Here is a 25392-nt window from a genome sequence, read left to right as displayed (position 1 = left end):
AACTGATGGAGGAGACCCATATGCAGCACATAGATGTACATAAACTGGCCGACGAAGCCAGCTTCAACAAATTCCACGCGCGGGTCCTGGCCTGGTGCCTGCTGGTGATCATCATTGACGGCTACGACATTGCCGTGGCGGGCGCCGCGCTGCCGTCGATCATGAAGGAAATGGGCGTCACTGCCTCGACGGCCGGCTTCATGGCAAGTTCAGCGCTGTTTGGCATGATGTTCGGCGCCATCTTCCTGGGCGCCCTGTCCGACAAGATCGGACGCCGCTGGACCATTTCGCTGTGCGTGTTCCTGTTCAGCGTGTTCACCGCGGCAGCGGGCCTCACCAGCGACCCGGTCACGTTCAGCGTGATGCGCTTTATCGCAGGCCTCGGGATCGGCGGCGTCATGCCGAACATCGTTGCGCAGATGACCGAGTATTCGCCGCGCCGGATCCGCAGCTTCATGACGACCGTGATGTTCTCCGGCTATGCGATCGGCGGCATCCTGGCCGCCGTGATCGGCAAGCAGTTCATTGCCGGATTCGGCTGGCAGGTCGTCTTCTTTGCCGCGGGTGTGCCGGTGCTCCTGATCCCCTTCATCCTGAAGACGATGCCGGAGTCGCTGTCGTTCCTGGTGTCGCGCCAGAACGAGCGCGACCTGCGTGAAGTCGTGCGCCGCATCGATCCGCAACTGAGGCTCGATTCTGGCGCCACCTTCCAGGTACCGCGCCAGGACCGCGCCGCCGGCGCACCGGTGGCGCGGTTGTTCCAGGAGGGCCGCGGTGTCAGTACGATCATGTTCTGGATCGCCTTCTTTACCGGCTTGTTCATGGTCTACGCGCTCAGCACGTGGCTGACCAAGCTGATGGCGATGTCGGGGTACAGCCTTGGCTCCGCGCTGAGCTTTGTCATTGCGCTGAACCTGGGGGCAGTGGTCGGTGCGATTGGTGGCGGCTGGCTTGCCGACCGTTTCCACATCAAGTGGGTGCTGGTAAGCATGTACGCACTTGGCGCCTTCTTCCTGTACCTGATGACGTTCAAGACCTCGACTGACGTGCTCTACCTGCTTATCGGCGCTGTCGGCGCTTGCACCACCGGCGCGCAGATCGTGGCGTATGCCTACAGCGGACAGTTCTATCCCATGTCGATCCGCTCCACGGGTGTCGGCATGGCTTCGGGTATCGGGCGCCTGGGTGCCATCGTGGCACCGGTGCTGATCGGGCTGATCGTCTCGCTCAAGCTGCCGCTGGAACAGAACTTCCTGGTGATCGGTGCGGCGGGCATCGTGGGCGCCCTGGCACTGGCCTGCATCAACCATCGGTTGTCTGCATCCGGGCAGCGTGCCGATACGGCGGTCAGTTCGATCCCGGCGCCGGCGGCCGCGGACGCGCGTATCTGAGCATGGTGGCGCATCGCAAGGTGCGCCACCGTTCACGCTTACAGGCTCACGTCCTCGGGTTGCACGCCAGCGTAGCCTTCGACCACCACGACATCCCCGGTCGATCCGGCCTTGCGCAGGCTGGCTGCGATCTGATACTCCGGTGACCGGTAGCAGGCGAGCGCGGTTTCATAGTTCTCGAACTCGATCACCACCAGGCGCGACCGGAAACTGCCTTCGACCACGTCGGCATTGCCACCCCTGATCAGATACCGGCCCCCATACTTCCGATAGGCGATCTGATTGGCTTCGCTATACGCCGCGAACTTCTCCGGGTCGGTAATCTCTACCTGACCGATCCAATATCCCTTGGGCATCTATTGCTCCTGGCTGTTTTCGTTTGGTTGGTGCTTGTGTCTACGGAATCAATACGCTGGATCCGGTAGTCTTCCTGCCCTCGAGGGCGATGTGAGCCTGTGCGGCATCGTCGAGTGCGTAGCGATTGCCGATGTTCGCCTTCACCGTTCCGCTTTGCATCATGGAGAACAGGTCGTCGGCCATCTCGTCGAGATCGGTTCGGCGGGCCGCATAGTGGAACAACTGCGGCCGCGTGAAGAAGAGCGAACCTCGTTTGGTGAACTCGAATGCCTCAATCGGCGGCAACGGCCCGGACGAGTTCCCGAGGCTGACGAACGTGCCGAGCGGGGCCAGGCAGTCGAGCGATCCGACATAGGTGTCCTTGCCGATGGAGTCATAGACCACCGGCACCCCTTCCCCGCCGGTGATCTCACGCACTCGGCTGGCGAAGTCTTCGCGGGAATAGACGATGGGAAAGTCGCATCCATTTGCGCGGGCCAGTTCCGCCTTCTCATCGGTGCTGACCGTGCCGATGACCCGCGCGCCCAGCGCCCTGGCCCACTGGCAGGCCAGCAAACCCACCCCTCCCGCGGCGGCATGGATCAGGATCGTGTCGCCGGCCTTCACGCGATATGCCCTGCGCAGCAGGTATTGCGTCGTCAGGCCCTGCAGCGTCACCGCGGCAGCCTCTTCGAAGCCCACGCCGTCCGGGATATGGATCAGCTCGCCCTCCGGAACCCCGCGTTCCAGCGCGTACGAGCCCGGCACGCTGCCCGCATAGGCCACCCGATCGCCAACCCGGAAGCTGGTCACGCCGTCGCCGACGGCAGTGACCACGCCCGACGCCTCCATGCCGATGCCGCCGGGAAGTGGCATCGGATACAAGCCCGTACGGAAATACACGTCGATGAAGTTGACCCCCACGGCGTGATGCCTGACCTGGACCTCGCCTGCGCGTGGCTCGCCAAGGTCAACGTCTACCCACTCCATGACCTCCGGTCCGCCGGTCTCGCGGATCCTGATTGCCTTTGTCTTGCTCATGCGGGCAGCCCCTCATATCCTTCGATCACGACGATGTCTCCTTGCGAATAAGGCTCGCGCAGCGCCATCGCTGCTCGATATTCGGGCGACCGATAGCATGTCAGGGCCGTCTGGTAGTCCCTGAACTCGATCACCACCACGCGCGAACGAAGCGATCCCTCCACGACTTCCTTCTCGCCGTTGCGGATGATAAAGCGCCCGCCGAATTTCTCGAACACGGCCTTATTGGCCGCGATATACCCCTTGTAACCCTCGACATCGGTGACGTCGACCAAGGCGATCCAGTAGCCTTTACGCATGGCTTCTCCTCACTGGACTTCCGCGACCGGGTCGGCCGGCTGCAGCGCCCGGAGATGGCTCGCAACCAGCTCGCCGAGCCTGGCGATGCCCTCCTCGATCTTCTGCGGCGGTACCGTGACGAAGGCGAGCCGCAGGGTGTTGTTGCGCGGCGTGATGGCATAGAACGGCGCGCCAGGAACGAAGGCCACGTTCCTGGCTACCGCATCCTCAAGCAAGGCCATGGTGTCGATGGCCGCCGGCAATTCGACCCAGATAAACATCCCCCCTTCCGGCCGGCTCCACCGCACCCCCTCGGGCATGTGTCGCGACAGCGCATCGAGCATAGCCGCGCAGTGTTTGCCATAGAGATCGCAGACCGAGGCGATATGGCTGTCGAGCATGCCGGTCTTCAGGACTTCATAGGCCACGCGCTGCGTGAAGCTGGGCGTGTGCAGGTCGGAAGCCTGCTTTGCCTGCACCAGCTTTGCGTGGATCGCCGGCGGCGCCAGCATGTAGCCCAGGCGCAGGCCCGGCGCCAGGACCTTGGAGAACGACCCCATGTAGATCACGCCTTCCGGGTTCAGCGAATGCAGCGACGGCAGCGGCGAACCGCTGTAGCGCAACTCGCCATAGGGGTTGTCCTCGACCAGCAGGACACCGAACTCCTGCGCTCGCGCCACCAGTTCCTTGCGGCGCTCGAGCGGCAGCCGTCGCCCCGTTGGATTCTGGAAGTTCGGGATCGTGTACAGGAACCTAGCGCCGGCCACGAGCGCTTCGCTCAGCGCCTCTGGCTGCAGGCCCTGGTCGTCGGTCGGCACCTCGGTGTAGGCCGGCTCGGAAAGCGAGAACGCCTGCAAGGCGCCAAGGTAGGTCGGCGCTTCCACCAGCACCTTGCTGCCCGGGTCGATGAAGACCTTCGCCAGCAGGTCTAATGCCTGCTGCGAGCCCGTGGTGATCAGCACATTGGCAACATCCACGCCGTGCTTCTCTGCCACCCACTGGCGCAGCGGCTGCAACCCCTCGGTCGGCGCATACTGCAACGCCGCTGCCGGAGCGTCGGCAAACAGGCGCTCGCAGGCGGCCCGGAGCGCCGCCACAGGGAAGGTCTGCGCGGACGGCAGGCCACCGGCGAAGGAGATGATTTCCGGCTTCTCCGTCAGCTTCAGGACTTCGCGGATGACGGAACTCGTCAGTGCCTGCGCCCGGCGCGAGAATTGGATGTCGTTGCTTTTCATTTCGTGGTTTTCCTTGTTTCCTTGGCCGCCTGAGTCATGCAGCGTTGACGCTGCTGAGTTGTTGCTTGCCACTTTCACTGCCGGGCCGGTCCATCAGCCCCGCCAGCACCGCTGGACGCCGCGCGGCATGGGCCTCCATGGCCTGCGCCTTCACCGGACCGAAGCCGCGAATCTCTATCGGCATTGCCGCAAACTCGACCGCCTGATGGAGGTTCTGGGGCGTGAGGCGCGAGCAAACCTTGCGGATATCGTGGAAATATTCCGCGATGAGGCGTCGCTCCGCGCGTCGCTCGGTGGTGTAGCCGAAGACATCCAGCGGCGTTCCCCGCAGCCCGCGAAGACAGGAAACCGCCTTGAGCACAGGGAAGATCCACGGCCCGAACTTGCGCTTCTGCGGCCGGCCGGTCTTCGGATCGGTACGGGAAAGAAGCGGCGGTGCCAGCCAGATCGATACCTTGTCCGCCTGCGAGAACTGGTGTTGCAACGATTCCCGGAATGCCGGCGCGGTGTACAGGCGGGCCACCTCATACTCGTCCTTGTAGGCCATCAGCTTGTAGGCGCTGCGGGCCACGGCCGTCGTGAATGCCTCGCTACCGGGCTTCGCCTGGGTCTCGGCAGCCCTCACCAGGGCAATCAGGTCGAGATACTTCTTTGCATAGTCGTTGCCCTGGTATGCGATGAGCTGGCGTCGATGCAGATCGATCAGCGCGTCCAGCGAGTCCACTTCCGGGTTCGATGCAAGCGGCTGCTGCCCAATGGCATCCAGTGCCTCTGGCCTGGCTACGGCGATACGTCCCCAGTTGAACGCCGACTTGTTCATCTCGACGGCCGCGCCATTGCGCTCGATTGCTTGCTCGATCGCTTCGCGGCTCAACGGGACCAGCCCCTGCTGCCACGCATAACCGAGCATCATGGTATGCGTCGGCAACGTATCGCCGAAGATGCGCTGCGCCAGCGCGCCTGCATCCATGGCATGGAACGATGCGCCGTGGCACCGGCTGCGGACCCGGTCATGCATCAGGCCTGACCGGCAATGCGGCGTCCCGGTTGCGGATCACATCCGGCGTGGGCGTTTCGGCAAGGTTGAGGACGGCGGCAGTGCGGCCCGGTGCCAGCCGGGTCAGCGAGTCGACCGCCGCTGACACCACCAGGTCGGCGCCCAGCAACAGGTCGGCCTTCCCTTCGCCGATGCGCGACGCCGGAATCTGGAAGTCGGCCATGGCGATACGCACCTGGCTGACAACGGCACCGTTCTTCTGCGCCATGCCGGTGAAGTCGAGCACCGTAGCCGACAGGTCATCGCAGCTTGCCGCCGCACCGAGCAAGGCGCCCATCGTCAGGACGCCGGTGCCGCCGATGCCGGTGATGTAGATATTGAACGGCTCGTCCAGCGCGGGGAGTGCCGGTGCGGGGAGTTGCGCAACCAGCTCCGCCTCCATGGCGGCCAGCCGTCGCTTGTCCGGCTTGCGCAGCGCGACACCTTCCACTTCGACGAAGCTCGGGCAGAAGCCTTTGACGCAGGAGAAGTCCTTGTTGCAGGCGCTCTGGTTGATGGTGCGCTTGCGCCCGAGCGCGGTCTCGAGCGGCTCGATGGCGATGCAGTTCGACTGCACCGAGCAATCGCCGCAACCCTCGCAGACCTGGTGATTGATAAACAGGCGCTGGTCCGGATCCGGCATCTCCTTGCGCTTGCGGCGCCGCCGCTTCTCGGCCGCGCAGGTCTGCTCATAGACGATCGCCGTGACGCCGGCGATCTCCCTGAACTGGCGCTGCACCGTATCGAGCTGGTCGCGATGGAAGACCTCCACCCCTGGCGCCAGCGGCTTATTGCCCTGCCAGCGCGCGGGATCGTCGGTGACCAGCGCAATCCGTCCCACGCCCTCCGCGTGCAGTTGCCGCGTGATGCGGGCGGGATCGTTCACGCCCTCCGCCGGCTGCCCGCCGGTCATCGCGACCGCGTCGTTGTACAGGATCTTGTAGGTGATGTTGGTCTTCGCGGCGATGGCGGCACGGATGGCAAGCAGGCCGGAGTGCTGGTAAGTGCCGTCGCCGAGGTTCTGGAACACGTGCGCCGTCCGGGAGAACGGAGCCGCGCCGACCCACTGCGCGCCCTCGCCACCCATGTGGCTCATCACCCTGGTCTTCAGTTCCGGCTGGGAGATCGCCATCACGTGGCAGCCGATCCCGCCGCTGCTGATCGAGCCGTCAGGTGTGCGCGTCGAGGTGTTGTGCGGGCAGCCCGAGCAGAAGTACGGCTGGCGGATGGGGATGACGGCGGCGGAAGGCTTCTTCGCGGCGGCGTCGAGGACGGCAAGGCGATCCTGCATCCAGGGTGCGTCGATGCCGTTGGCCAGCACCCGGCGCACCAGTACGCCGGCAACCAGGTGGGCACTCAGCTCCGAAATTTCCGGCAGCAGCGCCGCGCCATCCTGGTCGGTCTTGCCGGTGACGACGGGGCGTTCCGATGCAGGCCGGTGGAACAGCGCCTGCTTGAGCTGGGCCTCGACGTTGGCGCGCTTCTCTTCCACCACGAGCACTTCCCGATGCCCCGACGCGAACGCGCACGCGCCCTCGGTTTCCAGCGGCCAGCTCATCGCCACCTTGTAGACGGAGACACCCATGGCGCGCAGGTCGGCATCGGCCAGGCCAAGGTCGCGGCACGCCTGCATCAGGTCCTGGTGCGCCTTGCCGACGGTGATGATCCCAAGCCGCCTGGCGGGCGCCTCGACCACGACCCGGTCGAGCCGGTTCGCCCGTGCCCATGCGCGCGCGGCGGGAAGGCGTTCTTCGATCAGGCGGCGCTCGAGTTCCGCGCGCTGGCCCGGCCATGCCACACTCGGATCCCAGTTAAGTCCGTGCGCGGGCGCGACAAAGTCGGCAGGTTCGACGAAGGCCGGCCAGCTACCCAGGTCGACGGTGGCAGCAGTTTCAACCACCTCCGCGATCGTCTTCAGCGACACCCATAGCCCGGAGAAGCGCGACATCGCGATGCCGGCCAGGCCGAGTTCGATGACCTCGCGCACATTGCCCGGCTGCAGCACGGGAATCGATGCCGAATGAAAGATGCCGTCGGTCTGGTGCGGAAACGTGGACGACTGCGCGGCGTGGTCGTCGCCGGAAACGGCGAGCACGCCGCCCAGTTTCGACGTGCCAAGCATGTTGGCGCAGCGGAAGACGTCGCCCGTGCGGTCTACGCCCGGGCCTTTCCCGTACCAGATGCCAAAGACGCCGTCGGCCTTCGTTTCCCCGAAGGCGCGGTGCATCTGTGCACCCCATAGGGCGGTAGCGGCGAGGTCTTCGTTGAGGCCCGGCTGGAACACCACATCATGGGCAGCGAGTTGCTTCGATGCCTTCCACAGTTGCTGGTCGTACGCGCCGAGCGGCGACCCCCGGTAGCCCGATACCAGGCCGGCGGTGCTGAGGCCGCGCGCACGGTCGAGCTCGCGCTGTATCATCGGCAGGCGAACAAGTGCCTGTATGCCGGTCAGGAATGTTCGTTGCTCGGCTGCCGCCGAACCCGATGCGCTGGGCAACGTCGCTTGATTAACCACGCGTGTCTCCGGGGGGATTTCATCTTGAAAATGGATGAGTTAGTTTAGGTTTCGGCCCGGAGCGATCTGCACCAAAGTGAATTACATTTGAGTCGTTTTGTAGTACGTTTGAACTATCGCAAGATGAGCGCACAGAGCAAATGAACTATGTCCACAATCTCGACAAACCCGACCTGCAGATCCTGCGGGAACTGGCGCGCGACGGGCGGCTGAGCTGGCGGGAACTGTCGGAACGGATCGGGCTGTCGCTGACCCCTACGCTCAAGCGCGTCCACAGGCTCGAGGAACAGGGGTATATCCGCGGCTACGTGGCGCGGCTGGACGAAGGCAAGCTGATCGGGGAACTCAATGTGTTCGTATCCGTCACACTGGAGAACCAGTCAGAGGCCGCGATCGCCCGCTTCGAGAAGGAAATTGTTGTCGCCCCGGAAGTCATGAGCTGCTTCACCATGACCGGCGATGCGGACTTCATCCTGCGCGTGGTGGTACCGGATATGGGCTCGTATCAGAACTTCCTGACCCGGACGCTGACGCGCATCAAGGGCGTCGAGCACATACGGTCCAGCTTTGCCCTCAAGGCTGTGCTGAACCGTACGTCTCCGATGCTATAGCGCGATGGACTGTCAGCGGGAGGCCGGCTCGTCATCGCGAGCCTCCTCCATCATGCTCAACCGCTTGTAGAGATAAGAGCGGGAGATACCGAGCTCTTCCGCCACGCGCTTCTTGTTGCCACCCGTGCGCCGCATGGCCTCGAGGATCAGCTCGCACTCCACCCGTTCCTTGGCCTCGCGGATATCCGCCTTGCCCTTTCCGGCCAGGCTTTCGGTGCCTGCCGGGCGCCTGCCCGGCGGCTGGTCGGCACCTTCGAGGCTGCCGAAGTCGGCAATGGACAACGCAGGACCATCGCAGAAGATCGCCGCACGCTCGATCGCGTGCTGCAACTGCCGGATATTGCCCGGCCAGGCGCAAGACTGCAGGTAGCGGATGGCCGACTCGGAAATGGCCTTCTTGGGGGCACCGTGGCGCGACGCAAATGCCTCAAGGAAGGTGTCAGCAAGTTCCGGGATGTCCTCAAGGCGATCGCGCAGCGCGGGCAGGCGCAAGGTGACCGCACTGATCCGGTAGAACAGGTCCAGCCGGAACGTCGAGCTGGCGATCATGGACTTGAAGTCACGATTGCTGGCTGAAATCAGCCGGAAATCGGAATGCCGGGCCCGTTCGCCGCCGATGCGCTCGAACTGCCCGTCCTGCAGCACGCGCAGCAGCTTCACCTGCATGTCGATCGGCATGTCGCCGATTTCATCCAGAAACATGGTGCCGGTATCTGCGGCCTCGAACTTGCCCTTCCGCCCCTTCCGGTCCGCCCCCGTAAACGCCCCGGGCTCATAGCCGAACAACTCGCTTTCCACGAGATTCGGGGGCATCGCCGCCGCATTGACGAGGATCAGCGGTTTGTCACTGCGGGGGCTCAGCATATGGATGGCATGGGCGACCATCTCCTTGCCCGTGCCGCTCTCGCCGGCCAACAGGACCGGCACGTCGAGCGGCGCGACCCGCAGGATGTCCTCCTTGAGCCGGCGTACCGCATCGCTGCTGCCGACAATCTGGTCCAGTCCGTAACTGCGATTGCGGATGCCTGAGAGCTCGCGCTTGTAGAAGTCCAGCTCCTGCTTGACGCGCGCCAGCTCGCCGGTCAGCTCCCGCATCGCCTCCGGCCCTTTGAACATCACCTGCCCGATGGCGGCCACCAGCCGCTTGTTGCTGTCGAAGATCGGCAGGCGGGATACGACGCGCGTGACGCCATTCATCTCCTGCAGCTGTGCGACCTGCGCCTTGCCAGTCTTCACTACCTCCTGGAGCTTGGTGTTCTCGATGACCTCGGTCACCGGACGGCCGATTGCCTCGCCATGCTTGAGCCGGAAGAAGCGCTCATGGACGGGGCTCATGTAGGTGATCTTGCCCGCGGTATCGACCACCACCATGGCCTTGTAGGGGTCGGTCACAAAGTGCCTGAGGATGTCCTCGGCCGAATCCACGCTGGCCAGGAATTCCGTCAGTTCGTCGGCTTCCTGCACGGCAAAGATCAGGAAGCAGACGGCATCGCGCGTAGGAATGGCCGCTACCGTCAGCGGGCGTTCCAGTTCCGTCATGGCGGAAAGCCGCTTGACGGGAACGCGGGCACGGTTCTGCCACATGCGGCTGAGCGAACCGGAGACCAGCGTGTCGCGGCCCAGTCCGCTTGCAAATGTCGTCTTGCCCTCGTTGTCCAGGACGAGGATGCCTTCCGATTCTCGTTTCATGTCTCCACCACAAGGTGAGCCTTGCCGGAAGCCAAGTGTCTTCGCCGACGACACAAGTGCCTTTCCGACTACGCTCGAGTACAGCACGAATACAGTCCAATTCTAAGTCCTGCCACGGCTGTCTGCCGCAACGATGCTGGCCCATGGCGGCTTCCAGGCCAAGCGGGAATTGGGTCTCGGGAACTCGCAAGGGATCACTGCAAAGCGCATGCCAAGACACTGGCACGCCCTTTGCGGTTATCGGTGCGACCTTGTTCAACCGACCCGAAATGGACGCCCTGAATACACTCCCGCTGATGCCCCAGGGTCCTGGAATGCGATGCCTCGAAGGCGTACGCGTGCTGGACTTCACCACCTCAGTCGCTGGCCCCTATGGCACCTTGCTGCTCGCCGATCTTGGCGCGGAAGTCATCAAGATCGAAAAGCGCGCCGGCGGCGACGATACGCGCAGCTGGGGCCCGCCGTTCCTGGATGGCGAGTCGCTGTGGTTCCTGAGCATGAACCGCAACAAGCAGAGCATGACGGTCGACCTGACCCGGGCCGAGGGTCGCGGCATCGCCCATCAACTGGTGCGCCAGGCCGATGTCGTCGTCCTGAATACGACGCAGCGGGTGCAGGAAAAGCTCGGGCTGGACTACGCCACGCTCAAGGCGATTCACCCGGCGCTGATCCATGTGTCCGTGACCGGCTTCGGCCTGCAGGGCGAGCGTGCCGACCTGCCCTGCTATGACCTGATCGCCGAAGGCTACTCCGGCGTGATGCATCTGACCGGTGAGGCAGGCCGGCCCGCACAGAAGGTCGGCACCCCCGCGGCCGACCTGCTGGCGGGCCAGGATATTGCCATGGCCACGCTCGCCGCACTGTTCGAGCGGCAACGCACCGGTGCCGGCAAGCAGGTCGATGTATCGATGGTTGCCACCGCCACGCGCTTCATGGCACCGCGCATCGTCCCGTACCTCGGGTCCGGTGAGCCGCCGATGCGCTCGGGCGGCACCGACTCGGTCATTGCCATCTACCAGGTGTTCGAGACCGCCGACTTCCCCATCACGCTCGGCCTGGGCAACGACGCCATCTGGCAGCGCTTCTGGGACGCGGTTGAACACCCCGCCTACGGCAAGCAGGCCGGTTTTGAAACCAATGCGAAGCGTCGCCAGGCACGAGACACGATCGTCGCCGCCATTGCCGAGCTCCTGGCTACCCAGCCGCGCGAACACTGGCTGGCGCTGTTCGCCAGGCACCGGATCCCGGCCGGCCCGATCAACAGCATCGACCAACTGGTCGACGACGCGCCGTTGCGCGACGCCGGCATGTTCTTTGCCGGCCAGGGTGCCGCGGGGCGTGTCCCGCAGGTTGGCCTCGGCATCGGCTTCGACGGCGCCAGCGCCGTCTACCGCACCCCTCCCCCCGCCCTCGGGCAGGACACCGAACGCATTCTCGCGGAACGTCTTGCCATGTCCGCGACGTGTATCGCAGGCCTCATCGACTCAGAAATCGTCTAACCAGGAGACAAAATGAGCTACTCGGAAATCCTCTACGAAGAAGACGGCCCCATCGGCACGATCACGCTGAACCGGCCGGATGACGGCAACATGTTCACGGAGACCATGTGCCACGAGATTCGCGATTGCATCAACGCGATCCGCCGTGAAACCCGTACGCGCGTGATCGTGATCACCGGTGCCGGCGACAAGTTCTTCTGCACCGGTGGCCGCAAGGACGGCATGCAGGACACCACGCTCTATGCCGGGGTGCTGCCGACGCTTGAGATGTACGAGAGCATCGACCGATTGCAAAAGCCCGTCATTGCGTCGGTCAATGGCTTTGCGGTCGGCGGGGGCAATGTGCTGCAGGTCGTCTGCGATCTGACCATCGCGAAGGCGTCCGCGATCTTCCGCCAGGTGGGCCCGATGGTCGGCAGCTTCGACGCTGGCTACGGCACGTGGTACCTGGAGGACCTGGTCGGAAAGAAGCGCGCCAAGGACATCTGGTACCGCAACCCGAAGATCACCGCTCAGGAGGCGGTCGAGATCGGCTTGATCAACCGTGTCGTCCCCGATGACCAGTTGCGCGCGGCGACCCGGGAGTATGCCCTGGAGGTCGCCGAGCGCGGCGCGTTTGCGCTGGCCTCGCTGAAGAGCGCCTTCAATGCGCGCCACGGCGGCGTGAGCGGCCTGTCCCGGATGGCGCACGACCTGCTGTTGCGCGGCTACCTCGAATCGAACGAGCACGACGAGCTGGCAGCCGCCTTCGCCGAGCGCCGCAAGCCCGACCCCTCGAAGTTCGGACATTGAAGTACGGGTGACCATCATGCAGAACATCCTGACCCTTCACAACCCGCAGAATGCGAGGGACTACTATTTATCGGGCATCTGGCAGCAGGAGACGCTGTACACGCTGGCCCGGCGCCATGCGCGCGAGCGTCCCACCTCCTGCGCATTGCGCGATGCCGATGTCAGGCTGACCTGGCGGGAAGTGGTCGACTGGGTCGACAGCGTCGCCGAAGCGCTCCATCGCCAGGGCCTGAAGCCCGGCGACCGCGTCGGCATCTGGCTGCCCAACGTCGTGCATGCGACCATCATTTTCCTGGCGTGCTCGCGCAATGGCTACGTCTGCTGCCCGTCGCTGCACCAGAACTACACTGTCGACGAGATCTGCACGCTGCTGAACCGCATCCAGTGCCGCGCGCTGTTCGCGATGCCGGGCTATGGCGCCGACGCCGATCGCAACTCCATCTTCGCCAGGGTGGCGGATATCCCGACGCTGGCCTGCGTGCTTGCGCTGCCCAATCCGGCTGCCGGCGATGCCGCACTGCCGGAGGGCGCCCTGCCGTTCCCGGACAGGCAGCCCCCCTCTGCCCTTTCCACCCCGGACCTGAATCCGGACAAGATCGTCTATCTCGCCTTCACATCGGGCACAACCGGCCTGCCCAAGGGCGTCATGCACAGCGACAACACGCTGCTGGCGAATGGCCGTGCGCTGGTCGAAGACTGGGGCCACACGGCCGATACCACGCTGCTGACACTCAGCCCCATGAGCCACCACATTGCGACGGTCGCCATGGAGCAGATGCTGGTGGCCGGGCTGGAGATGGTGATGACCAACCTGCGCGCCGGCAAGCACGCGCTCGACTGGATCCTTGAAACGGGCGCGACCTACGTGATGGGCGTACCCACCCATGCGATGGACATCCTGCAGGCGCTACGCGACCGCAACATGACGTCGCTGGGCGAGGTCCGCACCTTCTACATGGCCGGTGCGGCCATTCCCCGCGAAGTCGCGCAGAAGTTCGTCAGCCTGGGCGTGACGCCGCAGAACGTGTATGGCATGACCGAGAACGGGTCGCACAACTACACCGTTCCGACCGACACGCAGGACACCATCGTGTCCACCTGCGGTCGCGCGTGCCGGGGCTACGAGGTGAAGCTCTGGAAGCAGGACAACATCGACGAAGAAGCCGAAGTCGGCGAAGTCGGCGAGATCGGCGGGCGCGGCGGCCTTTTGATGCTCGGGTACTTCAGCAACCAGGTCGCTACCGAGACCTCGTTCAACATCCATGGCTGGTTTATGAGTGGGGACCTCGGCATCGTCGATGAGAACGGCTGCGTGGTGATCGTCGGGCGCAAGAAGGACCTGATCATCCGGGGCGGACACAACATCCACCCGGCACGGATCGAGGAACTCGCCATGCGCCATCCCAAGGTGGAACGCGCCGCGGCCTACCCGGTGCAGGACGAGCGACTGGGCGAGAAGGTCTGCCTGGCGGTCATCGTGCGCGCCGGGCAGGAGCTGCCGGCGAGCGACATGCTGGAACACCTCGCGGGCTGCGGCTTGTCCAAGTACGACATGCCCGAGTACTTCCTCGGACTCGACAGCTTCCCGCTGACTGCCAGCGGGAAGATCCTCAAACGCGAACTGGTCGAGATGACCCTGCGCGGACAACTGAAGCCGACGGCGGTCCGGTATCGGGCACGGGCCGTCGCGGGAGCATAAACATGGCAATTGACATCAAGTATTCCGGCCCGTATGCGGTCCTGACCCTGAACCGGCCCGACGCACTGAACGCATTGCAGTTCACGATGATCGAGGCCCTGTCATACACCCTTGACCAGGTGGCCGCATCCGATGCGCGCGCGCTGATCGTCACCGGCGCCGGCCCCAAGGCCTTCTGTGCCGGCGCCGACATCAAGGAGCTGATGGACAGGGACCTGATGGCGCAGCGGCTCGGCGCCCATCTGGGCCAGCGCACCTTCGCCAAGCTGGCCGCGCTGCGGATCCCGTCCGTGGCGGTGCTGCACGGCTACGCCTTCGGCGGCGGCCTCGAACTGGCCATGGCCTGTACCTTCCGCATCGCCACCGTCAAGGCGCGCATGGGCCTGCCGGAGATCAAGCTTGGCCTGATTCCCGGCTACGGCGGCACCCAGCGGCTGCCGCGCCTGGTGGGCGAGGCGCGCGCCACCGAACTGGTGATGTCGGGTCGGACGGTGGATGCCATCGAGGCCGAGCGTTGGGGCCTGGTCAACCGGGTCGTGCCGGAAGGCGAACCGGTGGAACTCGGCAAAGCCTTCATGGCCGATTTCGTCGGCTACAGCCGGTGCGCATCGCTGTTTGCCCGCGAGGCCGTCGCACGCGGCATGGCAACCACGCTGGACGAAGGCCTAGACATCGAAGCCGACCTGTCCACCCTTGCCTACCAGACCGCCGATGCGGCGGAAGGCATGCGCGCATTCCTCCAAAAACGCACGCCGGAGTTCAAAGATGCCTGAGATCAACGGTACGGTCATCGTGACGGGCGGCAGCCGCGGTATCGGTGCATCCATCTCAATCGAGCTTGCCAGCGCCGGCTTGCACGTGGCATGCCTGTCCCGCTCCGGCGAGCTTCCCGATCTGCAAGGGCTGGACGAAGCAGCGCAAAGCAGGGTGCGCGCCAGGCGCTGCGATATCACTGACCCGGACTCGGTCCAGGCTGCGTTCGCCGCGGTGCCGGCAATGTTCGGCAAGCCGGTGGTGGGCCTGGTCAACAACGCGGGCATCCATCTGCAAGGCGCGTCCGCAACCTTTCCGATTGCAGACTTCGAGCGGGTGATGACGACCAATGCCACCTCGGTGCTGCTCGCCAGCCAGGCCGCCTACCCCTACCTGTGCGAGAGCGGTTCGTCGCTGATCGTCAATATCGGATCGTTCTACGACAAGCTGGGCGTCAAGGGCAACGCCGCCTACTGCGCATCCAAGGCCGCCGTGGGTGCGATCTCGCGCTGCCTCGCCGTGGAATGGGCCCGCAACGGCATCCGCGTCCTCAATATCGCGCCCGGGTATATCGAGACGGACCTGAACCGGGAGGAGCTGAACGGGGAGGCGCTGCAAGCGTTCCTGAAGAAACGCATTCCGGCCGGCGGACCGGGGCAAGCCGCCGACATTGGCCGGCTTGTCGCCATGCTGTTCCAGTTGCCCGGACGTTTCCTGACCGGCGAGACGCTCTATGTCGACGGTGGCCAGGGCATGGCCCTTTGATCAAGGATGCACGCATGAACATTCTGGAACGACTGGACGCCCGCCTGCCCCTCTCCGATGAAGAGCGGATGATCCTCGACAGCGTCAGGCATCTCTGTGAAACGCAGATCGCACCGCGCGCGGCCGAGTATGACCGCACTGGCGCCTTCCCTTGGGAGAACGTGCAGGCGATCAATGCGCTGGGGCTGAACGCGATGTTCATCCCCGACGCCTACGGTGGCGCTCAACTCTCCTATCTCTGCTACCTCGCTTGCGTGCGGGAGATCTCCAAAGCGTGCGCCTCGACCGGCATCGTCTGGGCGACAAACTTCCATGCCATCAAGCCGCTGATCGAATACGGCAGCGAGGAACAGAAGGCCCGTCTGCTGCCACGGATTGCAGAGGGCGGTCTCGCTTCACTGGCGATCACCGAGCCGTCGGCCGGCTCCGACGCGACCGGCATGCGCACCAGCTTTACCCCTGACGGCGACGACATCGTCATCGACGGTGGCAAGACCTTTATCACCAACGGCGACGTCGCCGACCAGTACCTGCTGTTCGGCAAGTGGTCGGAGATCAGCGATCCGAAGGCAGCCATTTCGGTGCTGATCATGGAGAAAGGCACCGAGGGGCTGCGCGTGCTGGGCACGGAGCACAAGATGGGCACACGCGCCTCCAGCACCGCCAGCCTGGCATTCGATGGCTGCCGCGTGCCGCGCGCCAACCTGATCGGCAATCCCGGGGATGGCCTGCGCATCCTGTTCGGCTCGCTGAACCGCTCGCGGCCCAGCGTCGCTGCGCATGCGCTGGGCATCGCCCGCGCGGCCTTCGAGGATGCCGTTGCGTATATCAACGAGCGCCGGCAATCGGGCAAGCGGATCCTGGAATTCCAGGGCATCCAGTTCATGCTGGCCGACCTCGCCTCGGAACTGGCGCTGTGCGAATCGTGGCTATGGCGCGTCGGCGAGATGGTCGACGCCGGCGAGAAAGACTTCGGCGTGGAGGCCTCGATGCTGAAGCAGCGCGCATCGGATGCCGCCATGCGGATCACGACGGATGCCGTGCAGCTTCTGGGTGGCTACGGCTACTGCAACGACTATCGCGTCGAACGGCTGATGCGCGACGCCAAGATCACGCAGATCTGGGAGGGCACGAACCAGGTGCACCGCCAGCTGATCGGACGCAGTTTCTTGAAGAAGTAGGAGACAACGGTGACAACTATCCAAACCGTCGGCGTGGCCGGCGCCGGCACCATGGGGGCCGGGATCGCCATCGTGGCGGCCCGCGCCGGATTCCGGACCATCGTGTTCGATGCCAGGCAAGAGGCGCTTGACCGCGCCAGAGGCCAGACCGAGGCATTCCTGAAGAAATCGGAGGAACGCGGCAAGCTGCCGCCGGGCGCTGCCGCCGCCGCGCTGGACCGGTGGCAAGGCACCACCGACTTGGCCAGCCTTGCGGCGTGCGACATCGTCATCGAGGCCGTGTTCGAGGATCTCGCGGTCAAGCACCAGTTGTTCCAGGCGCTCGACCAGGTCTGCCCGGAGCGCACCATCTTTGCGTCGAACACCTCCACGATCTCCATCACCGAGATCGCCGGCGGCTCAGGCCGGCCGGACCGCTTCGTCGGCATGCACTTCTGCCTGCCGGCGCAACTGATGAAGCTGATCGAGATGTCGCCGGGGCTGGCGACATCCGACGAAACCTTCCGGCGTGCCTGGACCTTTGCCGAAGCCATGGGACAGAAGCCTGTGACCACGCAGGACACACCGGGCTTCATCCTCAACTACTTCCTGATCCCGTTCAACAACGACGCCATCAGGCTGGTTGAGCAAGGCGTGGCCGAGCCCGCCGATATCGACCTGGCGATCAAGACCGCGCTCGGCTATCCGATGGGCCCGCTCGAGTTGCTCGACCTGGTCGGCATGGATACCCAGAAGCTGCTGTGCGAGGCCATGCATGGCCTGACCCATGAGCCGCGCGCCGCCTGCCCGCCGCTGGTACGGCGCATGATCGCCGCCAACCGCCTTGGCAAGAAGACCGGCAGAGGTTTTCACGTCTACGGCGATACCAAGATGTTCGGAGCCTGATATGCGATACGAGATCGTTCGAGCCGGCGAGAGCCGCTCCTTCCCTGCCCCGCACGCCTTCCTGGAACAATCCACTGCGGACGGCGAGGGCCTGGTCTACCTCGGCGCCAGCGCCGGCGCAGCCTATGCCTGCGGCACCGGCCATGAGGCCCGCACCTTCGTGGCCATTGAGCTCGATACCGAGTGTCTGGGTTTCCACACCGGCGAAAGCCGCGGCCTGGAAGGGTCGAATGTCGTTGGCTTCGCCCGCTTCCGGCTGGGCAATGCCGATCCCAGCCCGCTGGTTGAACTGGTGCGGCAACCGGGCACGGATCCAGCGGCGATCGAGGCTGCCAAGGCGGCATTCCAGGCCAGTGGCCTGGTGGTGGCGGTCTGCAATGACTTTCCCGGCCGCATCGTCGACCGGCTGATCAGGCCCTACTTCAACGCGGCACTGCGGCGTCTGGACGAAAAACTGGCCAGCGCCGCGGACCTGGACAAGACCCTGTGCCTGGGCCTCGGCTATCCGGAAGGCCCGATCTCGCTGCTCGAGCGCACCGGGCTGGCGCAGCACTACGCTGTTACCCAGGCGCTCTACGAGGCGCTGGGCCAGGAACCCTATGCACCCGCTCGCCGGGCCCGCGTAGCCGCCGAACGCGCCAAGGCAGGGACGCCATGACCCAACCATTGACTGGGGTGAAGGTGCTGGACTTCAGCACCCTGCTGCCCGGGCCGCTGTGTTCCCTGCTGCTGGCCGAGGCCGGGGCCGAGGTCATCAAGTTCGAGCGACCCGGCCGCGGCGACGAAATGCGATCGTACGAGCCCAAGGCGGACGCGGACAGTACCAACTTCGTGCTCCTCAATCGCGGCAAGAAGTCCGTCGCCATCGATCTGAAATCGCCGGCTGCGATCGACAGCCTTGTGCCGCTGATCCAGGAAGCCGACGTGCTGCTTGAGCAGTTTCGGCCCGGTGTGATGGACCGGCTGGGGCTTGGCTATGCGGATGTCGCGAAGATCAATCCGCGGCTGGTGTACTGCTCGATCACGGGCTTTGGCCAGCACGGCCCGAGGGCGAACGAGGCCGCGCATGACCTGAATTACGTCGCCGCTGCCGGCATGCTGTCGCTGACCGCCGGCGCTGACGGCAAGCCGGGGCTGCCGCCGGCGCTGATCGCCGACATTGCCGGCGGCGCGTATCCGGCCATGATCAATATCCTGCTGGCCCTGCGCCAACGCGAGCAGACCGGCAAAGGCATCCATCTGGACATCGCCATGGCCGACAACCTGTTTGCGTTCCAGTACTGGGGACTCGGCGCCGGTGCCCGGGGCCAGTGGCCCCGCCCCGCCTCGGACCTTGTGACTGGGGGCTCGCCGCGGTATCAGGTCTACCGGACCGCCGATGGCGCTTTCCTCGCCGCGGCACCGATCGAAGAAAAGTTCTGGGGCAACTTCACCACGCTGATCGGACTGGACGCCGCGGCACTCGATCGGCTCGCGCCGGCAGAGGCGACCGAGGCTGTCGCCGCCGCCGTGGCAAAGCATACAGCTGACTACTGGATGGACCGCTTCGCGGGACAGGACGTTTGCACCAGCCGCATGGTCAGCCTGGAGGAGGCGGCGGCGGACCCGCATTTCGCTGCACGGCATCTGTTTGACCGGACAGTGAGGACCGCAGCCGGCACCACATTGTCCGCGTTGCCCGTTCCGTTGGACGCGGCGTTCCGCAACGTTAGCCCCGAGCAGGCCTCGCCCGCCCTCGGCGCCGACAACCATCTTCTAGAACCATAAATATGAAAGCTATCGTTATCCAGGAGTTCAATGAACCCGAGCATCTGTCCATTGGCGAGTTGCCGGATCCGGTGCTCCCTGCCGATGGTGTCCTGATTGAAGTCCGCGCCGCCGCGGTCAACTATCCCGACCTGCTGGTGGTGCGCGGCAAGTACCAGATACTGCCCGAGCGCCCTTTTGCACCGGGCAAGGATGCAGCAGGAGTCGTGCGCGCGGTCGGCAGCGATGTCAGGAAGCTGCGTCCCGGCGATCGCGTGGTGGCGCAACTCGAATACGGTGCGTACGCGGAACTCGTCAGTGCCAGCGAGAACGCTTGTTTCCGGATCCCGGACAGCATGTCGTTCGAAGATGCCGCGGCGATGGGGCTCGTCTACCAGACTGCATACTTCGCTCTTGTCGAACGAGGGGGATACCAGGAAGGTGAAACGGTACTGGTGACCGGCGCTGCCGGTGGCGTCGGCTCTGCGGCGCTGCAGATCGTGAAGGGACTTGGTGGTACCGCGCTCACCGGCGTCAGCGGCGCCGAACATGCGAAGGCCGTCATGGCGATGGGCGCGGACGCTGTCATCGACCTGGCGGCGCCGAACCTGCGGGATGCCCTGCGCGACCAGGTGCGCGCCGCAACGGGCGGGCACGGTGCGGATGTTCTGCTCGACACGCTTGGCGGCGACGTGTTCGATGCGGCCTTGCGCGCGATGGCATGGTGCGGTCGTGCGGTGGTCATCGGCTTTGCCGCCGGCCGCATCCCGGAGATCAAGGCCAACTACCTGCTGGTCAAGAACATCAGCGTAGGCGGGCTGCAGTGGAGCGACTATCGGGAGCGGCAACCCGGGAAGGTCCAGGCGGTGCAGGAAAAGCTCTTCAGCCTGTATGAGCAAGGGGCTATCCGGCCGCCGATTGCCGGCGTGCTGCCGCTGGGCCGTGCTGGGGAAGCGCTGACCAAACTGGCATCGGGGCAGGTCGCTGGCAAGTACGTTCTCACAATCGATTGATCTCAAGCGGCGTCATGTACCGCGGGCCTTTCAACTGTCGCTGCTGGTGACATGTTGTCGTTGTTTGAACCGCTTGGTTCCGCCCTCCTGGGCGGGTCACTTATATGAACGCGCCCCGGTTTGCAAGGTATGACGACCATTCTGGCTCGAGCAGGACTGGTTGCAGACTTATATCCGGCCTTGCGGTGCAGGCGAGCCTGCGGGCCTTCATGGATATCCGCCGGCAGCGTCCCTATCTTTTGGTCGTGCTTTGAGGCACCTGTGACTCGTTGGGCTTACGCTCTCGCGGTCCGACCTGTCTTGCCATGATGCTCATCTCACCGTCGCAACCTGCGGGCGGGTCCTGCCTTCCTCCTCTGCAGCCCGGCCTGCCATCAGGCAGGCCTGACCGAGACGTAGTCGCGGTCATAAGCCCGGTCATGCGCCCAGCCAGACCTTGCCGCCGGTGCCGGTTTGTTTGGGCACCAAGCCAAGATAGGCCGCCAGTTGCCGGCCGGACTTGAAGGTGTGGACATCGCCAATGGTGGCAACATTGGCCGTGGCGGTGTGCATGCCGATGCCCGGGATAGCGAGGATGGTCTGGCAAGCCTGGTTCTGCCGGCCCCAGGCGTTGATACGCTGGTCGAGGCGGGCAATCTCCTGATCGAGCCGTTCGATGCTTTGCAATTGTTCGTGCACGAACTCGAACAGCATGGGCGGCACGCTCTGCTCGATGTCGGCCATGTGCTCGACGATTTCATGCAGGCCGGTGCGCAGTCCGCGCGGGAAGTGGACGCCGAATTCAAACAGCGTGCCCCGCAACTGGTTGACCAGCATGGTGCGCATCTTCACGCGCAACTGGCGCAGTGCGTGCAGGCTGAGCACGCACTGCTGCGACTCGTTCTTGGGGGCAACGACAGGCATGCCGGGCAGCTGCGCCGCGGTCCAGATGGCCTTGGCGTCGGCAGCATCGGTCCTGTGCCTATTACTCCAGCGATTGTTCTTGAGCACGCGCCCGTGCGTCGGCGCTGTGCGAGCGCAGCGACGCACTTCCCGGCGCCGCCGCCTCGCCCCAGCTGATGCGCCGCGCGCAGCGCAGCCGTAGGCGTTGACGCGATGCCCCAGTCAGCAGGCGGCCTACGCCCTGCATGGGGATCGTTCAAAAGTGGGCCTTCGCAAGGCACTGTCACTCACTCACCTGGCGTAGCAGGCTCGAACGGCTGACCACATAGAAACGGAAATCACCACCGCCCCGAACCACCAACGCCGCCCCCTTGATGAAGGCCAGCCGCAGGCGACGCGCTTTTGGTTACTTTTGTCGCTCGGACAAAAGTGACCCGCCCAGGAGGGCGGAACCAAGCGGTTCAAACAACGACGACATGTCACCAGCCGCGCGAGCCGTCGAGCAACGACCAGCCGATCGCGCAATCCTAGCCCTGTCTTGGCGCACGACGCATCCACGCCTGCACTTCCCCCATGATCCCGCGGCGGAACGCAAGCACGCACAGGATAAAGATCACCCCGGTCACCAGCGTCACCGACTCGCCCAGCGTCGCGAACCATTCCACCCCCGTCAGGCTTGCCAGCCCGACGCCGATATCGCCGAGCTTGTTCTCCAGCACGACAATGACCAGCGCGCCAATCACCGGCCCAGTCAGCGTACCCATGCCCCCCACCAGCGTCATCAGGATCACCGTCCCCGACATAGTCCAGTGGACATCCGTCAGCGTCTCAAAGCCAAGCACCAACGCCTTTATCGACCCCGCCAGGCCAGCCAGCGCCGCCGACAGAACAAAGGCCAGCAGCTTGAAACGGTTGGCGTCAAAGCCCAACGACACCGCACGCGCCTCGCTCTCCTTGATCGCCTTGAGCAGTTGCCCGAACGGCGAATGGACGACGCGCACGATCAACGCAAAGGCAGCCACGAAGATCGCTACGACAACGTAGTAGAACGTCATGTCGGAGGACAGCGGCAGTACGCCGAAGAGGCTGCCCCTCGGGATGCCCTGCATCCCGTCCTCGCCGCCGGTGGCCGGCGTCTGCAGGCACACGAAGAAGAACATCTGCGCCAGCGCGAGCGTAATCATCGAGAAGTAGATGCCTTGCCGGCGAATGGCGAGCGAGCCCATCAGCAAGCCAACTACCGTGGCAGTCGCGACGCCCGCCAGCAGGCCGACTTCCGCGGAAACGCCCCAGGTCTTCATCGCGTAACCGGTTGCATAGCCAGCCCCGCCAAAGAACGCGGCATGCCCGAACGACAACAGGCCGGTAAAGCCGAGCAGCAGGTTGAAGGCCGCGGCGAACAGTGCGAAGCAAAGGATCTTCATCACGAACACCGGGTAGACGCCCGCCTGGGGCGCCAGCACCAGCATGGCCAGCAGCAGGATGCCAAGGTATCTGGACACGCGCGTGGCGGAGCCCGGTGCGGATCCGGCCGGCATGGCAAGACGGGAGGTGGAGAAGTATCCGCTCATCATTTTTCCTTACCAAACAGTCCTGCAGGCCGAAACAGCAAGACGATGACCATCACGAGAAACACCACGGTCGAGGAGGCTTCCGGGTAGAACACCCTGGTCAGGCCCTCGACGACACCCAGGCCGAGCCCGGTCAGCACCGCGCCAAGGATCGAACCCATGCCGCCGATCACCACCACGGCAAACACTAGGATGATCAGGTTCTGCCCCATCAGCGGGGAAACCTGCGTGACCGGCGCGGCGAGCACACCGGCGAGGCCGGCCAGCGCCACCCCGAAGCCATAGATCGCCGTAATCAGCAGCGGCACATTGACGCCGAACGCCTCCACGATCTTCGGGTTCTCGGTTCCCGCGCGGAGCACGGAGCCGAGCCTGGTCTTCTCGATCAGGAACCAGGAACCCAGGCACACCGACAGCGATGCACCGACGACCCAGGCGCGGTAGTTGGGCAGGATCATGAAGCCCAGGTTTGTCCCGCCGGAGAGCGCTTCCGGCGTCGAGTACGGCAGGCCGGAGACCCCGTAGGCCGAGCGCAATACACCTTCCACCACCAGCGTCACACCGAGCGTCAGTAGCAAGCCATAGATATGGTCCAGCTTGTAGATGCGCCGCAGTAGCAGACGCTCCAGCACCACGCCCAGGATGCCAACGGCAAGTGGGGCAAGCACCAGCATCGCCCAGTAGGACAGTCCCAGGTAGGTCGTGCCCATCCACGCCAGCACCGCGCCCAGCATGAACAAGGCGCCATGGGCGAAGTTGATGACGTTCAGCAGTCCGAAGATCACGGCCAGGCCGAGACTGAGCATGGCGTAGAACGCGCCGTTGACCAGTCCGAGCAGGACCTGCGAGAGCAATGCCGGCAGCGGTATTCCGAAGATTTCAATGGGCATCGTCAGCCTCACACTCCAAGTAGTTCGTGCAGCACCGGCATCTTGGCCTGCAGCTCACTGGCCGCGAAGCGCTCGACGATGCTGCCATGCTCCATCACGTAGAAGCGGTCGGCCAGCGGCGCGGCGAAGCGGAAGTTCTGCTCCACCATCACCACCGTGTACCCCTTCTGCTTGAGCATCAGGATCATGCGCGCGAGCGCCTGCACGATCACCGGTGCCAACCCTTCCGAGATTTCATCGAGCAGCAGCAGGTTGGCACCCGTGCGCAGGATGCGCCCGACCGCCAGCATCTGCTGCTCGCCGCCGGAAAGACGCGTGCCCTGGCTCTGGCGGCGCTCCTTCAGGTTCGGGAACATCTCGTAGATATCCGCCTCGCTCATGCCCTTGCTGGTGTCGGCGCCCTTGAGCACGGGCGGCAGCATCAGGTTTTCTTCGCATGAGAGGCTGGAGAAGATGGCGCGCTCTTCGGGGCAATAGCCAATGCCGTAGTGCGCGATCTTGTGCGTGGGCAGGCTGATGGTTTCATGGCCATTGACCTTGATCGAGCCCTTGCGCGCACCCGTCAGGCCCATGATCGCGCGCAGCGTGGTGGTGCGACCGGCGCCGTTGCGGCCCAGCAGCGTGACCACTTCACCGCGGTTCACCGTCAGGTCCACGCCGTGCAGGATGTGCGATTCGCCGTACCAGGCCTCCAGGCCCTTGATTTCGAGGGCAGGTGTATTCGATGTCGTCATGTCGTGCCCCTCAGTGCGCGCCTTGCAGTTCCGCGTCGACGGTACCCATGTAGGCCTCCATCACGCGCGGGTCCTTCGACACTTCAGCGTAAGGGCCCTCGGCCAGGATCGCGCCGCGCTGCAGCACCGTGATCTTGTCCGCGATCGACGACACCACGCTCATGTTGTGCTCCACCATCAGGATGGTGCGGCCCGCCGAGACCTTCCTGATCAGCTGCGTGACGCGGTCCACGTCCTCATGGCCCATGCCCTGCGTGGGTTCGTCCAGCAGCATCAGCTCGGGCTCCATCGCCAGCGTCGTGGCGATCTCGAGCGCGCGCTTGCGGCCGTACGGCAGGTTCACCGTGACGGTTTGCGCGAACTCGGTCAGCCCGACCTGCTCGAGCAGTTCCATGGCGCGGTCGTTGAGCACGTTCAGCGAGCGCTCGCTGCGCCAGAACTGGTACGCGGTGCCAAGCTGGCGCTGCAGGCCGATGCGCACGTTCTCCATCACCGTCAGGTGCGGGAACACCGCCGAGATCTGGAAGGAACGGATCACGCCGCGGCGCGCGATCTGCGCGGGCTTCTCGCGGGTGATGTCGATGCCGTTGAATAGGATGGTGCCGGTGGTCGGCTCCAGGAACTTGGTGAGCAGGTTGAAGCAAGTGGTCTTGCCCGCGCCGTTGGGCCCGATCAATGCATGGATCGACCCGCGGCGTACTTGCAGGTTGACATCGCTGACCGCCGTAAAGCCCCTGAAGGCCTTCGACAGTTGCGTTGTCTGCAGGATGAGATCTGACATGGGAAGTGGAAGCGCTCGGATGAAGGACAAAACAGGGCCTCCGGTGGCCTTGGCCACCGGGATTCCCT

The 25392-nt window shown here is 64.6% G+C and carries 23 protein-coding genes and 1 pseudogene; 12 read left to right on the top strand and 12 right to left on the bottom strand.

Annotated features, from left to right (window positions below; all coding sequences use genetic code 11):
* The first annotated feature begins 20 nt into the window (after positions 1-20).
* Positions 21-1391, top strand: coding sequence for an MFS transporter (locus AC10V3_RS06145; RefSeq protein WP_041680987.1), 1371 nt, complete (start codon positions 21-23; stop codon positions 1389-1391).
* Positions 1392-1429: 38 nt separating this feature from the next.
* Here AC10V3_RS06145 and AC10V3_RS06140 read toward each other — a convergent pair whose 3' ends face one another.
* From AC10V3_RS06140 to AC10V3_RS06115, 6 genes are all read right to left on the bottom strand, one after another.
* Complete coding sequence (locus AC10V3_RS06140; RefSeq protein ID WP_022534300.1) at positions 1430-1747, bottom strand: DUF1330 domain-containing protein; 318 nt, start codon at positions 1745-1747, stop codon at positions 1430-1432.
* A 40-nt stretch (positions 1748-1787) separates the two neighbouring features.
* Complete coding sequence (locus tag AC10V3_RS06135; RefSeq protein WP_490923283.1) at positions 1788-2768, bottom strand: quinone oxidoreductase family protein; 981 nt, start codon at positions 2766-2768, stop codon at positions 1788-1790.
* Positions 2765-3067, bottom strand: coding sequence for a DUF1330 domain-containing protein (locus AC10V3_RS06130; RefSeq protein ID WP_022534298.1), 303 nt, complete (start codon positions 3065-3067; stop codon positions 2765-2767). Before AC10V3_RS06130 ends, AC10V3_RS06135 begins: the two co-directional genes overlap by 4 nt.
* Before the next feature lie 9 nt (positions 3068-3076).
* Positions 3077-4282 (bottom strand): aminotransferase-like domain-containing protein, encoded by a 1206-nt coding sequence (locus AC10V3_RS06125; RefSeq protein WP_022534297.1) that lies wholly within the window; start codon positions 4280-4282, stop codon positions 3077-3079.
* A gap of 34 nt (positions 4283-4316) precedes the next feature.
* Positions 4317-5156, bottom strand: a complete 840-nt coding sequence (locus AC10V3_RS06120) for a DUF6537 domain-containing protein (RefSeq protein ID WP_490923281.1) — start codon at positions 5154-5156, stop codon at positions 4317-4319.
* Between the two features lie 136 nt (positions 5157-5292).
* Positions 5293-7833 (bottom strand): indolepyruvate ferredoxin oxidoreductase family protein, encoded by a 2541-nt coding sequence (locus AC10V3_RS06115; protein WP_490923280.1) that lies wholly within the window; start codon positions 7831-7833, stop codon positions 5293-5295.
* A 140-nt stretch (positions 7834-7973) separates the two neighbouring features.
* Between AC10V3_RS06115 and AC10V3_RS06110 the strand changes: the two genes are divergently transcribed.
* On the top strand, positions 7974-8444 hold the full coding sequence (locus tag AC10V3_RS06110) for an Lrp/AsnC family transcriptional regulator (RefSeq protein ID WP_022534295.1): 471 nt from the start codon (positions 7974-7976) through the stop codon (positions 8442-8444).
* A gap of 12 nt (positions 8445-8456) precedes the next feature.
* Here AC10V3_RS06110 and AC10V3_RS06105 read toward each other — a convergent pair whose 3' ends face one another.
* Complete coding sequence (locus AC10V3_RS06105; RefSeq protein WP_022534294.1) at positions 8457-10133, bottom strand: sigma-54 interaction domain-containing protein; 1677 nt, start codon at positions 10131-10133, stop codon at positions 8457-8459.
* A gap of 314 nt (positions 10134-10447) precedes the next feature.
* On the opposite strand from AC10V3_RS06105, the gene AC10V3_RS06100 reads away from it, so the two are divergent.
* Genes AC10V3_RS06100 through AC10V3_RS06055 form a run of 10 tightly spaced genes read left to right on the top strand, consistent with a single transcriptional unit; the run spans position 10448 to position 20466 of the window.
* Positions 10448-11632 (top strand): CaiB/BaiF CoA transferase family protein, encoded by a 1185-nt coding sequence (locus AC10V3_RS06100; protein ID WP_454751772.1) that lies wholly within the window; start codon positions 10448-10450, stop codon positions 11630-11632.
* Positions 11633-11644: 12 nt separating this feature from the next.
* Positions 11645-12424, top strand: coding sequence for an enoyl-CoA hydratase-related protein (locus AC10V3_RS06095; RefSeq protein WP_022534292.1), 780 nt, complete (start codon positions 11645-11647; stop codon positions 12422-12424).
* A gap of 16 nt (positions 12425-12440) precedes the next feature.
* Positions 12441-14123, top strand: a complete 1683-nt coding sequence (locus tag AC10V3_RS06090) for a class I adenylate-forming enzyme family protein (RefSeq protein WP_041681306.1) — start codon at positions 12441-12443, stop codon at positions 14121-14123.
* Positions 14124-14125: 2 nt separating this feature from the next.
* Positions 14126-14896: an enoyl-CoA hydratase/isomerase family protein gene (locus tag AC10V3_RS06085; RefSeq protein ID WP_022534290.1), complete on the top strand. Its 771-nt coding sequence runs from the start codon at positions 14126-14128 to the stop codon at positions 14894-14896.
* Positions 14889-15641 carry an SDR family NAD(P)-dependent oxidoreductase gene (locus AC10V3_RS06080; RefSeq protein WP_022534289.1) on the top strand — a complete coding sequence of 251 codons (753 nt, stop codon included), beginning with the start codon at positions 14889-14891 and terminating at the stop codon, positions 15639-15641. Before AC10V3_RS06085 ends, AC10V3_RS06080 begins: the two co-directional genes overlap by 8 nt.
* Before the next feature lie 14 nt (positions 15642-15655).
* Entirely contained in the window at positions 15656-16822 is a 1167-nt protein-coding gene (locus AC10V3_RS06075; protein WP_022534288.1) for an acyl-CoA dehydrogenase family protein, read from the top strand.
* Positions 16823-16831: 9 nt separating this feature from the next.
* Positions 16832-17707, top strand: coding sequence for a 3-hydroxyacyl-CoA dehydrogenase family protein (locus AC10V3_RS06070; protein WP_022534287.1), 876 nt, complete (start codon positions 16832-16834; stop codon positions 17705-17707).
* 1 nt (position 17708) lies between these two features.
* A complete protein-coding gene (locus tag AC10V3_RS06065; RefSeq protein ID WP_022534286.1) occupies positions 17709-18365 on the top strand; it encodes a 3-hydroxyacyl-CoA dehydrogenase family protein in 657 nt (218 codons plus the stop codon).
* Positions 18362-19474 (top strand): CaiB/BaiF CoA transferase family protein, encoded by a 1113-nt coding sequence (locus AC10V3_RS06060; protein WP_022534285.1) that lies wholly within the window; start codon positions 18362-18364, stop codon positions 19472-19474. Before AC10V3_RS06065 ends, AC10V3_RS06060 begins: the two co-directional genes overlap by 4 nt.
* A gap of 2 nt (positions 19475-19476) precedes the next feature.
* Positions 19477-20466, top strand: coding sequence for an NADPH:quinone oxidoreductase family protein (locus tag AC10V3_RS06055; RefSeq protein ID WP_022534284.1), 990 nt, complete (start codon positions 19477-19479; stop codon positions 20464-20466).
* A 423-nt stretch (positions 20467-20889) separates the two neighbouring features.
* Here AC10V3_RS06055 and AC10V3_RS06050 read toward each other — a convergent pair.
* The 5 genes and pseudogenes from AC10V3_RS06050 to AC10V3_RS06030 all read right to left on the bottom strand — a co-directional run.
* Positions 20890-21495, bottom strand: a pseudogene (locus AC10V3_RS06050) (IS110 family RNA-guided transposase); the annotation flags it as partial.
* A gap of 380 nt (positions 21496-21875) precedes the next feature.
* Positions 21876-22886, bottom strand: a complete 1011-nt coding sequence (locus AC10V3_RS06045) for a branched-chain amino acid ABC transporter permease (RefSeq protein WP_490923663.1) — start codon at positions 22884-22886, stop codon at positions 21876-21878.
* A gap of 32 nt (positions 22887-22918) precedes the next feature.
* Complete coding sequence (locus AC10V3_RS06040; RefSeq protein WP_041681304.1) at positions 22919-23803, bottom strand: branched-chain amino acid ABC transporter permease; 885 nt, start codon at positions 23801-23803, stop codon at positions 22919-22921.
* A 14-nt stretch (positions 23804-23817) separates the two neighbouring features.
* Positions 23818-24543: an ABC transporter ATP-binding protein gene (locus AC10V3_RS06035; protein WP_022534280.1), complete on the bottom strand. Its 726-nt coding sequence runs from the start codon at positions 24541-24543 to the stop codon at positions 23818-23820.
* 10 nt (positions 24544-24553) lie between these two features.
* Positions 24554-25324: an ABC transporter ATP-binding protein gene (locus AC10V3_RS06030; protein WP_349609356.1), complete on the bottom strand. Its 771-nt coding sequence runs from the start codon at positions 25322-25324 to the stop codon at positions 24554-24556.
* Between the last annotated feature and the right edge of the window lie 68 nt (positions 25325-25392).

The organism is Cupriavidus sp. PB-02 (assembly GCF_058252315.1).
Note: the sequence above shows the minus strand (reverse complement) of the source record. Positions and strands in the feature narration are given on the sequence as shown.

Coding starts and splice junctions, on each gene's coding strand:
- AC10V3_RS06075 (WP_022534288.1), top strand. CDS start 15,656: ATGAACATTCTGGAACGACTGGACGCCCGCCTGCCCCTCTCCGATGAA.
- AC10V3_RS06105 (WP_022534294.1), bottom strand. CDS start 10,133: ATGAAACGAGAATCGGAAGGCATCCTCGTCCTGGACAACGAGGGCAAG.
- AC10V3_RS06100 (WP_454751772.1), top strand. CDS start 10,448: ATGCGATGCCTCGAAGGCGTACGCGTGCTGGACTTCACCACCTCAGTC.
- AC10V3_RS06130 (WP_022534298.1), bottom strand. CDS start 3,067: ATGCGTAAAGGCTACTGGATCGCCTTGGTCGACGTCACCGATGTCGAG.
- AC10V3_RS06045 (WP_490923663.1), bottom strand. CDS start 22,886: ATGCCGGCCGGATCCGCACCGGGCTCCGCCACGCGCGTGTCCAGATAC.
- AC10V3_RS06110 (WP_022534295.1), top strand. CDS start 7,974: ATGAACTATGTCCACAATCTCGACAAACCCGACCTGCAGATCCTGCGG.
- AC10V3_RS06125 (WP_022534297.1), bottom strand. CDS start 4,282: ATGAAAAGCAACGACATCCAATTCTCGCGCCGGGCGCAGGCACTGACG.
- AC10V3_RS06065 (WP_022534286.1), top strand. CDS start 17,709: ATGCGATACGAGATCGTTCGAGCCGGCGAGAGCCGCTCCTTCCCTGCC.
- AC10V3_RS06060 (WP_022534285.1), top strand. CDS start 18,362: ATGACCCAACCATTGACTGGGGTGAAGGTGCTGGACTTCAGCACCCTG.
- AC10V3_RS06035 (WP_022534280.1), bottom strand. CDS start 24,543: ATGACGACATCGAATACACCTGCCCTCGAAATCAAGGGCCTGGAGGCC.
- AC10V3_RS06085 (WP_022534290.1), top strand. CDS start 14,126: ATGGCAATTGACATCAAGTATTCCGGCCCGTATGCGGTCCTGACCCTG.
- AC10V3_RS06140 (WP_022534300.1), bottom strand. CDS start 1,747: ATGCCCAAGGGATATTGGATCGGTCAGGTAGAGATTACCGACCCGGAG.
- AC10V3_RS06145 (WP_041680987.1), top strand. CDS start 21: ATGCAGCACATAGATGTACATAAACTGGCCGACGAAGCCAGCTTCAAC.
- AC10V3_RS06090 (WP_041681306.1), top strand. CDS start 12,441: ATGCAGAACATCCTGACCCTTCACAACCCGCAGAATGCGAGGGACTAC.
- AC10V3_RS06080 (WP_022534289.1), top strand. CDS start 14,889: ATGCCTGAGATCAACGGTACGGTCATCGTGACGGGCGGCAGCCGCGGT.
- AC10V3_RS06055 (WP_022534284.1), top strand. CDS start 19,477: ATGAAAGCTATCGTTATCCAGGAGTTCAATGAACCCGAGCATCTGTCC.
- AC10V3_RS06095 (WP_022534292.1), top strand. CDS start 11,645: ATGAGCTACTCGGAAATCCTCTACGAAGAAGACGGCCCCATCGGCACG.
- AC10V3_RS06030 (WP_349609356.1), bottom strand. CDS start 25,324: ATGTCAGATCTCATCCTGCAGACAACGCAACTGTCGAAGGCCTTCAGG.
- AC10V3_RS06135 (WP_490923283.1), bottom strand. CDS start 2,768: ATGAGCAAGACAAAGGCAATCAGGATCCGCGAGACCGGCGGACCGGAG.